Consider the following 14,638-nt stretch of genomic DNA (forward strand, 5'->3'; position numbering starts at 1 on the left):
TGCCGTGTGCAAAATTGCAATATCATGCATTTTTGCACACGGCATTTTAGATTAAACCATTAGGCTAATTGACTTTTGATCTCTTCTTTTTTCTTGTTATGGTTGATTCATTTACAGATAACTCTGCGGCGGCCTTTCTGATTGAACCGTACTTTTCAATGGCATGCTCAATTATCTCTGCCTCTACCTCAGACATGATATCCTTTAGGCTCCTGCCAGAATCAAAGATATCACCTTTGTTGCTGGTATTATTCCCCAGGAGTGGTTTCTTGCTTGCAGCAGATGTAAGTTCCTCTGGCAGGTCCTTTACAGTTATAAGACTGTGTTTTGAAAGAAGTATGAGTCTCTCGATAAGGTTCCTAAGCTCCCTGATATTGCCAGGCCACTCATATTCCTTAAGGAGGTTCATAGCTTCACCATCAATGATCTTCTTGCAGCCGTAGGTTGCATTCAGTTCATCTACCATGTTCTTGGCGAGTATCGGGATATCCTCCTTCCTCTCCCGCAAGGCAGGTATTTCGATAGGTATGACATTCAGCCTGAAGTAAAGGTCTTCTCTGAAGAGCCCCTTTGACACAAGGTCCTTAAGGTTCCGGTTCGTTGCCGCTATGACCTGGGCATTGGTTTCGATGGGCTTCGTCCCGCCTACCCTGTAAAACTTCTTTTCCTGAAGGACGTTAAGCAGCTTAGCCTGAAGCTGAACAGGCATGTCACCGATCTCATCAAGGAAGATGACACCATCCTTCGCTTCTTCGAACAATCCCTTCTTTGGCTTGTCAGCTCCTGTGAAGGATCCCTTTTCAAATCCGAACAGCTCGGATTCTATGAGGTTCTCAGGAATGGCGCTGCAGTTGATGTGGACAAAGCTGCCCCTGCAGCTGGACTTACTTAAGAATATGCATTTTGCAATCATCGATTTTCCTGTCCCGGATTCGCCTGTAAGCAGAAGCGGAAGGTCATAGTCTGCGACTGTCTCAATGACCTCCATCACAGATTCCATCTTTTCGCTTGAGTAGAGGCCTATGTTCAGCTTTTCAACAGCTTCGTTAAGCTTTAGCTTTGTAATATACTTCTTCTTGTTCCTGACCCTGTTCTCGGACAGCTCCTCGTAACGCCTGTTGAGCTCGTTAACGTTCCTAATGTTCGAGGTTATCCTGATCATCCTGCCATCATGGAACAGCGGCTTGGATGTCATTATCACTTCAGTCCCGTTGGAGAACCTTACGACAGAATCCCGTTCCTCCCCGCTCTTGATTACTTCCATTATGGAGCAGTAAGGGAAGAGGCCTTCAGCCTCAAGTTCATATATCGACCTGTTCATGATTTCAACATTCTCCAGGCCTGATACCCTCTTGAAATTCTGGTTGAATGCCCTGATGATACCCTTGCCGTTAGTTATCATGACTGAATCATCATAGCAGTCTATGAATGACTGAAGCTTTATAAGGCTTTCACCAATCTCGCACCAAGCCTGCATTACATCCTTAAACTCAAAAATGTCATTCAGAAGAACCTTGACGTTATCCTTTTCCTTCTTGATGAATTGAAGCAGGAACCTGTCCTCGAACGATGTCTTGGCAATCCTCTTATCTATATTGTCTCTTAGCCAGCTTGCGCTGAACCAGGGCAGCACATCAGTAAGAATATCTCCATTCTTTATGTATTTGAAATAGCTTACAGACTTGTCGTTGAAGTCAGTTATTCTTCCTTGCCCGTCAACTTCGATATAAGCCCAGGAGTCATCTGTCCTTATATTAATCAGGTTATCATCGTACATAATATCACTCCGTGTTTTTTAGAATCATTTGAAGCTGGTAATCCGACAATTGGCAGCATTATTCGTGCGAATTTCGATATAAGTTACAGATGATTAATCTGATACTTATAATATTGCCAATATGATAACAATATTTCTGATATAAATTAACTATGTATGAAATTATTGGAAAAAAATTAACCACAGTCAATAAATTATCACATATTCTGGGCGAATTTGCACTACCTGGACTATTCTTTAATGCAAATATAAGAAGGTGATTTTGCAGTTCAGTGCAATATAACACATCATCAGGTAAAATTAGGAAAGTACGCACACTGAAGGATATTATACTTTTTTGGTCATAAGCCGAGCCGCGGCATACTGCAGCGCTTTGACTCTGTCTACTCTTGTGGTACAATCGGTTTAAACGCTTTCAGCGAAGGCTGAAGTAGAAACCTAGGATATGGAGTTGACGCGTATGGAGAAGACACTGGTGCTCATAAAGCCGGATGCGGTTGAGCGCAGCCTTATAGGCAATATCATTTCCCTCTATGAGAAGAACGGACTGAAGGTCATGGCACTCAAGCTTGTACATGCAGGGAGACCAGAGGCTGAGGAGCACTATAAGGAGCACTTTGGCAGACCCTACTATGATAATCTTATCAGTTATATCACAAGGTCCCCTCTTGTTGCATTGGTCCTTGAAGGGGAAGATGCCATTTCAAGGGTAAGGGAGATAAACGGGAAGACAGATCCCAGGCAGGCTGCAGAAGGAACTGTCCGTGCTCTTTATGGATTAAGCATGTCAGAAAACACAGTGCATGCATCTGACAGTTTAGAAAGCGCCAGGCGCGAGGCTGAAGTATGGTTCGGGCCAGGAAAATAGTATCATAGAACTGAAAAAAGAAGCACCCAATCGAGGGTGCTTCTTCCAGTTGCGCGTATTATTTCTTCTTGTGCTTGTTTACCGCATGCCTGAGTCCATGTTCAGTACCTGCCATGATCCTCTTGAAATTTGGAATGTGCTTCCAGACGCTTACTGCCCACAGGAGCAAGGATATCATAACGCTCGGTAAGCCATGACCAAGGACTATTGCGCTGACCACTCCCGAGGTAATCAGTACCAGGGTTCCGATAGCAATGTGGTCTGTAACAACTGTTACTATTGTAGTCAGGAGTATTCCTGCGAAGCCCAGCAAAGGATTTATGCCAAGAAGCATTCCAGCATAAGATGCGGTGCCTTTCCCGCCCTTGAACCTCATGAAGAATGGGAAGTCATGCCCAAGGATCACCGCTGCACCGTTAAGGTACATCGGGAAATATCCCTGTTCAACAAACCCTGTCGCCATGAGGCTTCTGACAATCATGACTGAAAGAAAAGCCTTGGCAATGTCAAGAAGCGCAACAGCCACACCCCAGCTCCAGCCGAAAGAGACTGCTGCGTTTGATGCCCCCGAATTTCCGAAGCCAAGTTCCCGTATGTCGACTTTCTTGAAAACCCTGCCAAGTATGTACGCTGATTGTAGATTGCCGAGCAGATAGCCTATCAATATTATTACCGCATAATTCAAGGAAAGCACCCCCGCATATTATATTATTGGACTTCAATCTCTCCATAAAGGTCATATTCTGTTGCATCAGTAATCTTGGTCCTGACATAAGAGCCGGCGATCAGCTCTTCATCTGTTTCGATATAGACAAGTCCGTCGATTTCAGGAGCCATTTCAGCTGTCCTTCCATACCATCCGTTTTCATCCAGACCTTCTATAAGAACATCATACACCCTGCCGACCTTCAAGGTGTTGACTGCTTTAGATATTCCCTGTTGAAGAGACATTATGACGTCCCTCCTCTGATCCTTGACAGCCTTCTTTACCTGACCTTTCATAAGGGCAGCCGGAGTTCCTTCCTCCTTGGAGTAGGTGAATACTCCGAGTTTGTCGAATTTGACATCCTCCACGAAATCTACAAGCTCCTGGAATTCCTCATCGGTTTCCTGAGGGAATCCGACGATGAGAGATGTCCTCAGGACAATTTCTGGGATTTCTTTCCTGAGCTTAGTGATCAGATCAGTGATAGTCTTCCTGGTTGTCATTCTGGCCATCCTTTTGAGCACTGAATCAGATATGTGCTGTATTGGAAGGTCAAGGTACTTAACTACCTTTTCATTGTCCCTAAGCTCATATATCAGCTCGTCATCGAACTCTTCGGGATAAAGGTAAAGGACCCGGATCCACTTTATGCCTTCTATCTCCTTGAGCCTTCCAAGGAGTTCAGGCAGGGTTTTCTTTCCATATATGTCGGTGCCGTATCTGGTCGTATCCTGAGCCACAAGTATAAGCTCAGTGGTGCCGCTTTCTGCGAGAAGTGCAGCTTCCTTCAGGATATGGTCCATTTCCCTGCTCCTGTACTTTCCCCTGATCTTTGGGATTATACAGTATGTGCAGAAGTTGCTGCAGCCTTCGGAGATCCTGAGATAAGCGGTCTGGCCGAAGCCTGTGGTAATCACCCTTTCACCTTCGTTGATGCCTGCATCCGAATAGTCGAGCATCATGATCTTCTCCCTGGTGTTTATGAACTTCTCAACATAGGTGTCGAGAAAACCGTAGTTGTTGACTCCAAGGATGACGTCAAGCTCAGGCATAAGTGTAAGGAGCTCCTCTCCATATCTCTGGGTCAGGCAGCCTGTCGCCATAAGCAGCTTGCAGCTATGGGACTTCTTGTATTCAGCCATCTCAAGGATGGTATCTATCGATTCCTGCTTCGAGCTTTCGATGAACCCGCATGTGTTGACTATTATAATCTCAGCCTCAGACGGATCCTCGGTGAGGATATACTTGTCTCTAAGCATTCCCAGCATAATTTCAGAGTCTATCCTGTTCTTGTCGCAGCCGAGGCTCACGAGACCTATCTTGTATTTTTCCAAAAATCATTCCTCCAAAGGGTAAACCAGATTGTATTCAACCAAAATATTATATCCCAAACCCTTCATATTTCCAACATTATTTTGGTCTAGGCACGTTTTATATTATTTTACTTTTAGGCAGGCAATACAACCGGAACATATCCGCACAAATGCAAAAATGGAAAAGGGATGCCAGTGCATCCCATTGGAGCCCTAGGCATCCCATTTTCCGATTCCGAAGGATCTGAACCTGTTGTATCTTGCTTCCACAAGTGCATCGTCTGTTTCTGACTTTGCCTTGTCGATGAAGGTTCTTATTATTCCGGACATGTCCCTGACTACCAGATTGAAGTCCTTGTCTATTCCGCCGTACTCCGGGACTATACCTTCGATCACTCTCAGCTTCAGAAGCTCATCGGAGGTTATCTTCATGATCTCACTGGCTTCCTTCGCCTTTGAGGCATCCTTGTAAAGTATCGATGAGAAGCCTTCTGGTGACAGTATGGAGTATATCGAATTCTCAAGCATGTATACCTGGTCTCCGACTGCTAGAGCCAAAGCTCCACCGCTTCCACCCTCACCGGTGATGAAGCTTATGATAGGGGTCTTCACTGTTGCCGTTTCAAAAAGGCACCTTGCGATTGCCTCTCCCTGTCCCCTTTCCTCAGCCTCCACAGCGCAGCCTGCACCCTTGGTGTCTATGAGGATTATGACAGGCCTTTTGAACTTCTCAGCCTGCCTGATGAGCCTGAGAGCCTTTCTGTAGCCTTCCGGATTAGGATTGCCGAAGTTCCTGATTATATTCTCTTCAAGTGTCTTTCCTCTCTGGATTGCGACCACAGTCACAGGAGTTCCCATGAAGAAGCCTACGCCGCCTATTACTGCACCGTCTTCCTTGAACAGCCTGTCTCCCTTGAACTCCATGAAGCCATCTATCATGGCGTTTATGAAGTCAAGGGGAAGCGGCCTGTGCTTGTCTCTTGCCTTTTGTACCTTTTCCCATGCACCCATCTAATTTCTCCTGTGTATCATGAGGAGTCTGTGAAGGTAATCCTTCAGGTCCTCACGCTTTACTATCGCATCAAGGAAGCCGTGCTCCAGCAGAAACTCTGCGCTTTGGAAATCCTCAGGCAGCTTCTGCCTTATGGTTCCTTCAATTACTCGCCTGCCTGCGAAGCCTATGAGCGTTCCGGGTTCCGCAATTATGATGTCTCCGAGCATCGCGAATGACGCGGTGACTCCACCTGTAGTCGGGTCTGTCGGAACTGATACGTACAGAAGACCTTCATCCGAATGCCTCTTGAGCACTGCGGATACCTTGGCCATCTGCATCAGGGACATTATCCCCTCCTGCATCCTTGCTCCACCGGAAGCGGAAAATATGACTAGCGGAAGCTTGTAGAATATCGCAAACTCTATGAGAGAAGCCAGCTTCTCACCTACGGCTGTTCCCATTGAGCCCATCATGAAGCCTGGCTCCATTACTCCTATGGCAGTCCTGATGCCTTCTATGTTTCCATATCCTGTTATGACAGCTTCCTTGAGGCCTGAGTTTTTCCTGGAGCTTTCCAGCTTGTTTTCATAACCCGGAAATCCGAGTGGATCGTTGCCGACTATGTTCTCATTGATTTCCCTGAAGGTATCATTATCTACTACGAGGTTGATCCTTGCATGAGCTCCAAGCCTGTGGTATGCTCCGCACTTCGGACAGACTCCGTGATTTTTCTCGAGGTCATCCGTTATTATGAATTTGTCGCACTTCACGCATTTGGTCCATAGACCTTCAGGAATCGAAGGTGCTGAAGCGGCTGCTTCGGCACCTCTATCAATATCCTCCTGAGGAGGAAGCGTGAAGTACTGCTTGTTTTTCTTAAAGATTCCCATTAGTCATCCCACCTAATTTCGTCAAGCGTCGCAGTGTGGTATTCACCTGTTAGGAAGAAGTCGCTTCTCAGTATCCTCTCCTGGTATTCCACATTGGTCTTGATGCCTTCAATTGTAAGCTCGTCAAGTGCGCTCTTCATCTTGCTGATAGCGTCATCCCTGTCCTTGCCGTGGACTATGAGCTTGGCTACCATTGAGTCATAGAATGGAGGTATGGTAAAGCCGCTATAGACTCCACTGTCTACCCGCACTCCGTTTCCTGACGGAAAGTGAACGAATGTAAGCTTGCCTGGACATGGAGCAAAGTTGTTCCATGGGTCTTCGGCATTGATCCTGCATTCTATGGAATGACCCTTGAATTCGATTGATTCCTTTGTAACAGAAAGGGCTTCGCCAAGGGCTATCCTTATCTGCTCCTTGATCAGGTCTACTCCTGTCACCATTTCAGTCACCGGATGCTCGACCTGGATCCTGGTATTCATCTCCATGAAGTAGAACTCGTCGTCTGAACCTAAAAGGAACTCTACTGTTCCAGCTCCAAGATAGTCAGACGCAACAGCGCATGCTATGGCGGCAGCCCCCATCCTGTCCCTGAGCTCTGATGTCAGAGCTGGCGATGGAGTCTCCTCAAGCACTTTCTGTTTCCTTCTCTGAAGGGAGCAATCCCTCTCGCCGAGATGAACTGTATTCCCGAAGCTGTCCCGGAGTATCTGGAATTCGATATGTCTCGGGCTTTTTATGAACTTCTCTATGTATACACCGTCTTCACCGAAATTGACCATGGCTTCCTTCTTGGCGGACATCATGGCATCCTTCAGCTCTTCACGTCTGGTGACTATCCTTATACCCTTGCCGCCGCCGCCCGAGGATGCCTTGACGAGAACTGGATATCCCATAACCTCAACGATGGCTTCAGCCTCCTCATAGGTTGCAACATCTCCGTCCGATCCCGGTACTACCGGAACTCCGGCATTTTTGGCTGTTGCCTTCGCCATGGACTTGTCACCCATAAGGGATATAGTCCTTTCGGACGGTCCGACGAAAGTGATGCCGCATTCGTTGCAGAGCCTTGCAAACAGGGGATTCTCCGAGAGGAACCCGTATCCTGGATGTATGAGGTTCGCTCCGGTCAATACCGCAACGGAAAGGATGTTCTCCATATTGAGGTAGCTGTCCTTCGAGTAGTTTTTGCCAATACAGTACGATTCATCAGCAAGCTTGACATGGAGCGACTCCCTGTCAGCCTCCGAATGGACGGCTACCGTGGCTATTCCCATTTCTCTGGCTGCCCTCAGTATCCTGAGAGCTATTTCGCCCCTGTTGGCGATAAGTAGTTTGTTCATAGTATTTCTCACCTATCCTAGTACGAAAAGCAGTTCTCCTTCACAGACAACCTCGCCATTGACGAAGGCCTTGCCTGTACCTTTTCCGAATGTGCTTTTCAGCTTTGTGATGTTTACCTCGAGGGTCAGGGTGTCTCCAGGCCTTACCTGCTTTCTGAACTTGACCTTGTCAAGTCCGGCAAAGAACGGCATTTTACCCTTCATCGATTCCATTGAGAGTATTCCCACAGCACCGGTCTGCGCCATGGCTTCAACTATCAGGACTCCGGGCATTACCGGATGCTCCGGATAGTGTCCCCTGAAGAAGTCCTCGTTCATGGTTACGTTCTTTATGGCCCTGCAGTATTCACCAGGTCTGACCTCATCTACCCTGTCAATCAGCAGGAAAGGCTGCCTGTGGGGGATTGTCTTCATGATTTCATTGATATCCATCATTTTCTAGTCCTCCTTTATCTGAAAGAGGGCTTTTCCGAAATCAACCATCTCTCCGTCTTTAGGGAGTACCGCCATAATCATCCCGGAATATGGCGATTTTATCTCATTCATTATCTTCATCGCTTCAATTATGCAAAGGGTGTCACCCTTTTTCACCATGTCTCCGACGCTGACAAAAGACTTTTCGCCTTCTGCAGGCCTGGAATAGAAGCTGCCGACTATCGGGCTTGTGACTTCTGTATATACAGCATCGTCAGAACCCTTGTCTGCAGGTGCATAGGATACAGGACCGCTTGAAAGTGCTGGCACCGTCACGTCAGCCTCTGATGATCCATCCTCACTTGCTGAAGCCTTCTTGTCAGACTTATGCTTTCTCTCAGGCTTTTCCTTAAGTCTCGACACTGAGAGGGAGTCACCCTTAAGCTTTACCTTAAGCTCTGTGAAATCTGATTTTTCGAAGGTTTCAAGGAGCTTAAGAAGATCTCCGAGTTCCATTATTTCCCCTCCCATTCTTTGAACAGTATGGAAGCGTTGTGCCCGCCAAAGCCCAGAGAATTGGAAAGGGCGTAGGAAACCTTGGCTTCCTGCATCTTGCCGTATACCACATTTACAGAGATTACCTCATCAATGTTCTCAGTGTTGATTGTCGGAGGTATGAAGGAATCCCTTATCGATAGAACCGAAGCAATTGCCTCAACTCCACCTGCGGCACCAAGAAGGTGTCCTGTCATGGACTTTGTCGAGCTGACCTTGACTTCGTTTCCGAACAGCCTTGTGATCGCCTTCGACTCAAGCTGGTCGTTCATCGGAGTGCTTGTTCCATGCGCGTTGATGTAGTCGACCTTGTCCGGAGTAATTCCTGCTTCCTCCACAGCCTTCCTCATCGCCATGTACCCGCCGAGTCCCTCAGGGTGAGGTGCGGTTATGTGGTATGCATCTGATGTTGAGCCGTAGCCTACGATCTCAGCATATATCCTTGCTCCTCTTTTTACTGCGCTCTCAAGCTCCTCAAGAACTATTACTCCTGCGCCTTCGCCCATGACGAAGCCCTTTCTGTCCTTGTCAAAGGGTATCGATCCCTTTGTCCTGTCATCGGTCTCGTTCAATGCCTTCATGTTTGCGAATCCGGCTATTGCCATCGGGGTTATCGAAGCTTCGGTACCTCCGGTTACTGCAACCTTGGAGTAGCCATGCTTGATGCTCCTGAAGGCTTCTCCTATGGCATGCGTACCAGACGCACATGCCGAAACCGTAGAAAAGGATGATCCCATGGCTTTCAGCCTTATGGAGACTTCTCCTGCAGCCATGTTGATTATGTTCATAGGAATGAAGAACGGAGATACTCTGCCAGGTCCCTTCTCAATGAACTTTTTGACATTTTCCTCCATGGTTGAAAGACCGCCGATTCCTGAAGACACGTATACTGAAACGTCGAAAGGATCATACTGTCCGTCAACTATACCTGAATCCTTCCAGGCCTCTTCTGAAGCAAGGATCGCAAGCTGAGTGAACCTGTCCATTCTTCTTGCTTCCTTCTTTCCTACTGCCTCAGGAACATCAAGTCCCTTTATCTCCCCGGCGAGAACTGCCTTGAAGTCTGATGTATCAAACGTGGAGATCTTGTCTATTCCGTTTTTGCCTTCCTTGAGTCCGGCATTGAATTCTTCTACATTGTTTCCTATGGGTGTTACGGCGCCCATTCCCGTTACGACTACTCTGTACATGTTTTCCTCCTACATGCTCATGCCGCCGTCTACGGCAAGCACCTGTCCTGTTATGTATGAACTCTCCGGCTTGGCCAGGAACAGAACCGCATTGGCAATGTCCTCAGTCTTTCCAAGCTCCTTCAGTGGAATTGATTCGCTTATGGCTGCCTTCTGGTCATCAGTAAGCACTCCGGTCATGTCTGTCGACACATATCCTGGAGCTACTGCATTGCAGGTGATACCCCTTCTTGCAAGCTCCCTGGCCACGGACTTTGTAAGTCCTATTACGCCGGCCTTTGAAGATGCATAATTAGCCTGGCCTGCATTTCCCATGATACCTACTACAGAGGATATGTTGATTATCCTGCCATATCTCTTCTTGACCATGGTTCCGCTTACTTCCCTGATCATGTTGAACGTACCTGTCAGGTTGACATCAAGCACCTTCCTGAAGTCCTCGGTCTTCATCCTCAGAAGAAGTCCGTCCTTTGCGATGCCTGCGTTATTTACAAGGACGCTTACAGTGCCGAATGCCTCAATGGCCTTCTTCACAATCGCCTTCGCATCCTCTTCAACTGACACATCACCCTTGACTGCTACGAAGGATGCACCCATGGAATCAAGCTTTTCAATAAGCTCTAGCGGTTCGCGGCTTGTATAGTTGACCACCACGTTGTAGCCTTCCTTTGCAAAAGCGATTGCGCATTCTGCGCCAATACCTCTTCCGCTTCCGGTGATTATTGCTGTCATCTTATCCATTCTGGGATCCTCCTGCCTTATCAAGCTCCTTTAGAAGAGCTTCCATGTCTGAAATGCTGTCAACTGAATAAATGCTTCCCTTTACCTTGTTCTGCTTCGCAAGTGATGCGAGAGCCTTTCCAGGTCCTACCTGTATGAATATGTCCCCATCATCTGCAGCAAGTGCCTCGAATGATTGTACAAGCCTTACAGGACAATAGATGTGCTTTTCAAGTATATCCCTGTAGTCGTCGCCATCCTCGTAGAAGGTTCCCTTGTAGTTTGAAAGGACCTTTGCTGCAGGGGTCTTAAACTCTATTCCGTCTAGGAAGCCTCTGAACTCTTTTCCGGCATCAGCCATAAGCTTCGTATGGAACGCCCCTGAAACATTGAGGAAGGTTATCTTCTTCGCTCCTGCTTCCTTCAGCGCTGCCTCGAACTCTTCCTTCTTTGAAGCTAGTCCTCCGCATACTGTCTGGCTTGGAGCGTTGTAGTTCGAGACCCACAGTCCATCTCTTCCTTCAAGAGCCTTCTCAATGAGGTCGCTCTGGAAGAAGGAAACTGCTGCGAGGAAGCCTTCTGTATTGTCGCATGCCTTCTGCATGGCTTCAGACCTTTTAACAAGGAGTCTTACGCCATCCTCGAAGGTAAATGCACCGGCTGATGCAAGAGCGCCGTATTCTCCAAGTGAGAGACCCATGAAGGCATCAGGTACAATGCCCTTTTCCCTGAGCACGGACATTATTCCGAAGCCCATGGTGAATATCGCTATCTGGGAGTTCTCGGTCTTGTCGAGAAGCTCCTTGTCTCTGAACACAGAGGAAAGATCCTTCCCGGATATTCTCGAGGCAGTCTCAACTGCCTCCCTGTATGCACCGTAGTTTTCAAGGAAATCAAGACCCATGCCGGGTACCTGTGCACCCTGGCCGGGGAAAAGAACATAAATACTCATATGATACCAATCCTTCTTATAGAGTTATGAATCTGGAGCCTGTGATCAGCCTTTCAAGGATTACCTTCGCAGTTCCCCTGTCCTTTACCATGCCGGCAATCTGACCTGACATGAAGGAGCCTTTTTCTATGTCTCCGTCTATTACCGCCGCCTTGAGCGCACCGGTTCCCAATGCTTCAAGCTCTTCAGGTGTACCGCCGTGCTTCTCGAGGTCGTCGAACCTCTTTGACAGCTTGTTCCTAAGTACCTGAACAGGATGTCCTGTTGACCTTCCGGTAACTGTAGTGTCAATGTCGCTTGCCTCAAGGACCATCTTCTTGTAGTTCTCATGAGCCTTGCACTCATCAGCCACAATGAACACTGTTCCAACCTGTATGCCTTCGGCACCAAGGGTGAAGCATGCGTCCACTCCCCTGTGGTCAGCGACTCCGCCTGCTGCGATAACAGGAATGGAGACTGAATCCACAATCTGAGGTACCAGGACCATGGTCGTCAGTTTACCGATATGTCCTCCTGCCTCGTTGCCTTCAGCTATTACGGCATCGGCTCCTATCTTCTCCATTCTCTTTGCGAGAGCAATGGATGGGACAACAGGAATGACCTTTATCCCTGCTGCCTTGAATGCAGGAACAAACTTTGCAGGATTGCCTGCACCGGTTGTAACCGCAGCCACCTTCTCCTCAAGGACAACGTTTATTACCTCATCCCTAAATGGAGACAGCAGCATTATGTTTACTCCGAAAGGCTTGTCGGTAAGGTTCTTTGCAACCCTTATCTCCTGCCTGACTATCTCGCCGGGTGCGTTGCCGCCTGCTATTATGCCAAAGCCTCCAGCGTTGGAAACCGCTGCTGCAAGCTTCCCGTCAGCAAGCCATGCCATGGCTCCCTGGAACACGGGATATCTGATACCCAATAAGTCGCATACTCTGTTGCCCATCATTTGCTCCTTAAGCAGTTTTTGCTTCCACGTAGTTTACTGCATCCTTGACTGTCTTGATTGCTTCAGCGTCATCTATGGTTATGTCGAACGCTTCCTCAAGCTCCATTACAAGCTGAACAAGATCAAGTGAATCTATTCCCAGGTCGTCTGAGAAGTTGGACTCCATTGTTATCTCATCTGCAGGTATGTTCAGTTCCTTAGCCAGTATTTCCCTTACTTTTTCAAAAATCATTTATGATTCCTCCGTTTTAATTAATTATTTATGTAATATGGCTTTAGCCATCATACAGCTTATTTGCTCCACTCGATTACAGCGGCTCCATATGTAAGTCCGCCACCGAATCCTACAAGTCCAATCTTGTCTCCCTTTTTCAGGAGGCCTTTCCTGTTCATCTCATCCAGCGCTATAGGAATGCTGGCGGCTGAAGTGTTCCCGACTCTGTCCAGGTTAACGTAGAATTTTTCCCTTGGCAGCTCCATCTTTGCTGCAGCTGCATCTATGATCCTAAGGTTTGCCTGATGCGGAATCACATGGTCAAGGTCAGTCATCTTCATGCCAGCCTTCTGAACTGCCTCAGACAGTGCTTTTGGCAGGACCCTGACTGCGAACTTGAAGACTTCCCTGCCCTCCATGATAATGTAGTGGTCGGAAACCTGGTTTCCGGTCAGGAAATTCCTGACCTTGAACTCCCCTGAATGCAGAGCGGTAATTTTGGTTCCATCAGCTCCTGTGACTACAGACCTGATTCCGTCACCCTTTTCAAGGATAGCGGCGCCTGCGCCGTCTCCGAAGAGCACGCAGGTAGTTCTGTCGGTAAAGTCAACTATCTTGGACAGTACCTCAGCTCCTATTACGAGTGCATACTTCCTGTCCGATATGGTAAGAAGCCCTTCAGCTATTTCGAGTCCGTAAACGAATCCTGTACAGGCTGCGTTGATGTCGAAGCATGTGGCATTTACAGCACCAAGCTTCGCCTGCACATAGCATGCCGTTGATCCTAGGAGTGACTGAGGGGTTATCGTTCCAAGGATTATATACCCAATGTCCTCCGGAGCTATGCCGGCATCCTCAATGGCCTTCAGAGAAGCCATATAGGCAAGGTCTCCCGTATTCTCATCAGTAGCGAAAGCCCTCTCCCTTATTCCGGTTCTGGACAATATCCACTCATCGGTTGTATCAACGACCTTTTCCAGATCCTTGTTGGTCACTATATTTTTAGGAAGATAGCTTCCTGTTCCTATTATCTTGGACACAACGCACCTCACATATGTTTGATTCTTAAAATATTTGACTATCAAAATATATATTCTGCACCAAGAACTTACAATTTCGTGAATTTGACAATTTAGATGCCTGAAGCTCCGATTTGCTCCAAATTACTCGGATTATCTCTACGGCACGTTTGCAGAAATATTAAAGATTAATTAAGAAATTAACACAAACCATAAAGATAAAGCAAATATGAAAAAGCGGCATTATCTGCCGCTTTTTCATATTAATAACCCGACCTAATTCATTCTCATGATATCCAAACCTGACTGATACGCTGATATATATAAATTATCATATAATGGATACTTATCATTTATCCGGACTTCACCGTGAATTTACAGCCTCTTTCTGCCTTGGATCACATTGAGCAAAACTACAATTACTGCAATTACAAGCAGAACATGTATGAAGCCGCCCATCGTTGTAGATGTGACAAGACCCAGTGCCCATAATACTACGAGTATGATCGCAATCGTCCATAGCATGATAATCACCTTTCCTTTATTATTAGGTTACACGTATGCGCTGCTAACTATCAAGAACTCCGAATAAATATTCGAAATTTTCTAATTATTATATTTACATTATAGCACTCTTTGCCGGTTTTTTCAATGCTTGTTTTTTCAGTGTGCCTTTTGAACAAGGACTGCAAAGGTGCTGGAGCCTCATATCCTGAAAGAAATGACTCTCCTGGTTTATGAAT

Annotated in this window: 16 protein-coding genes; 1 reads left to right on the top strand and 15 read right to left on the bottom strand. The window is 47.0% G+C overall.

The window, feature by feature from the left end:
- Positions 1–64: 64 nt before the first annotated feature.
- On the bottom strand, positions 65–1,777 hold the full coding sequence (locus tag J2Z34_RS06360) for a sigma-54 interaction domain-containing protein (protein WP_209459031.1): 1,713 nt from the start codon (positions 1,775–1,777) through the stop codon (positions 65–67).
- A 460-nt stretch (positions 1,778–2,237) separates the two neighbouring features.
- Here J2Z34_RS06360 and ndk point away from each other — a divergent pair, with 460 nt between their 5' ends.
- Positions 2,238–2,645 (top strand): nucleoside-diphosphate kinase, encoded by a 408-nt coding sequence (gene ndk, locus J2Z34_RS06365; RefSeq protein WP_209459032.1) that lies wholly within the window; start codon positions 2,238–2,240, stop codon positions 2,643–2,645.
- A gap of 58 nt (positions 2,646–2,703) precedes the next feature.
- Here ndk and J2Z34_RS06370 read toward each other — a convergent pair whose 3' ends face one another.
- From J2Z34_RS06370 to J2Z34_RS06435, 14 genes are all read right to left on the bottom strand, one after another.
- Positions 2,704–3,330: a glycerol-3-phosphate acyltransferase gene (locus J2Z34_RS06370; protein ID WP_209459033.1), complete on the bottom strand. Its 627-nt coding sequence runs from the start codon at positions 3,328–3,330 to the stop codon at positions 2,704–2,706.
- Between the two features lie 23 nt (positions 3,331–3,353).
- Entirely contained in the window at positions 3,354–4,685 is a 1,332-nt protein-coding gene (rimO, locus tag J2Z34_RS06375) for a 30S ribosomal protein S12 methylthiotransferase RimO (RefSeq protein ID WP_209459034.1), read from the bottom strand.
- Between the two features lie 192 nt (positions 4,686–4,877).
- A complete protein-coding gene (gene accA, locus J2Z34_RS06380) occupies positions 4,878–5,675 on the bottom strand; it encodes a carboxyltransferase subunit alpha (RefSeq protein ID WP_209459035.1) in 798 nt (265 codons plus the stop codon).
- Complete coding sequence (gene accD, locus J2Z34_RS06385) at positions 5,676–6,548, bottom strand: acetyl-CoA carboxylase, carboxyltransferase subunit beta (RefSeq protein ID WP_209459036.1); 873 nt, start codon at positions 6,546–6,548, stop codon at positions 5,676–5,678.
- The gene (gene accC / locus J2Z34_RS06390) at positions 6,548–7,891 is read right to left on the bottom strand and encodes an acetyl-CoA carboxylase biotin carboxylase subunit (RefSeq protein WP_209459037.1); all 1,344 of its coding nucleotides are present in this window, start codon (positions 7,889–7,891) and stop codon (positions 6,548–6,550) included. The genes accD and accC overlap by 1 nt, the downstream gene beginning before the upstream one ends.
- 12 nt (positions 7,892–7,903) lie before the next feature.
- The gene (gene fabZ / locus J2Z34_RS06395) at positions 7,904–8,326 is read right to left on the bottom strand and encodes a 3-hydroxyacyl-ACP dehydratase FabZ (RefSeq protein ID WP_023388256.1); all 423 of its coding nucleotides are present in this window, start codon (positions 8,324–8,326) and stop codon (positions 7,904–7,906) included.
- Positions 8,327–8,329: 3 nt separating this feature from the next.
- Positions 8,330–8,821, bottom strand: a complete 492-nt coding sequence (gene accB, locus J2Z34_RS06400; RefSeq protein WP_209459038.1) for an acetyl-CoA carboxylase biotin carboxyl carrier protein — start codon at positions 8,819–8,821, stop codon at positions 8,330–8,332.
- Positions 8,821–10,050, bottom strand: a complete 1,230-nt coding sequence (gene fabF / locus J2Z34_RS06405; RefSeq protein WP_209459039.1) for a beta-ketoacyl-ACP synthase II — start codon at positions 10,048–10,050, stop codon at positions 8,821–8,823. Before fabF ends, accB begins: the two co-directional genes overlap by 1 nt.
- A 9-nt stretch (positions 10,051–10,059) precedes the next feature.
- A complete protein-coding gene (gene fabG, locus J2Z34_RS06410) occupies positions 10,060–10,791 on the bottom strand; it encodes a 3-oxoacyl-[acyl-carrier-protein] reductase (RefSeq protein ID WP_209459040.1) in 732 nt (243 codons plus the stop codon).
- Positions 10,784–11,722, bottom strand: coding sequence for an ACP S-malonyltransferase (locus tag J2Z34_RS06415; RefSeq protein ID WP_209459041.1), 939 nt, complete (start codon positions 11,720–11,722; stop codon positions 10,784–10,786). Before J2Z34_RS06415 ends, fabG begins: the two co-directional genes overlap by 8 nt.
- A 16-nt stretch (positions 11,723–11,738) precedes the next feature.
- Positions 11,739–12,662: an enoyl-[acyl-carrier-protein] reductase FabK gene (gene fabK, locus J2Z34_RS06420; protein ID WP_209459042.1), complete on the bottom strand. Its 924-nt coding sequence runs from the start codon at positions 12,660–12,662 to the stop codon at positions 11,739–11,741.
- 7 nt (positions 12,663–12,669) lie between these two features.
- On the bottom strand, positions 12,670–12,894 hold the full coding sequence (gene acpP, locus J2Z34_RS06425) for an acyl carrier protein (RefSeq protein WP_209459043.1): 225 nt from the start codon (positions 12,892–12,894) through the stop codon (positions 12,670–12,672).
- Between the two features lie 59 nt (positions 12,895–12,953).
- Positions 12,954–13,916, bottom strand: coding sequence for a beta-ketoacyl-ACP synthase III (locus J2Z34_RS06430; protein WP_209459044.1), 963 nt, complete (start codon positions 13,914–13,916; stop codon positions 12,954–12,956).
- Positions 13,917–14,270: 354 nt separating this feature from the next.
- Positions 14,271–14,420: a lmo0937 family membrane protein gene (locus J2Z34_RS06435; RefSeq protein WP_209459045.1), complete on the bottom strand. Its 150-nt coding sequence runs from the start codon at positions 14,418–14,420 to the stop codon at positions 14,271–14,273.
- Between the last annotated feature and the right edge of the window lie 218 nt (positions 14,421–14,638).

This window comes from Youngiibacter multivorans, assembly GCF_017873395.1.
GTDB classification, from domain to species: Bacteria; Bacillota; Clostridia; order Clostridiales; family Clostridiaceae; genus Youngiibacter; species Youngiibacter multivorans.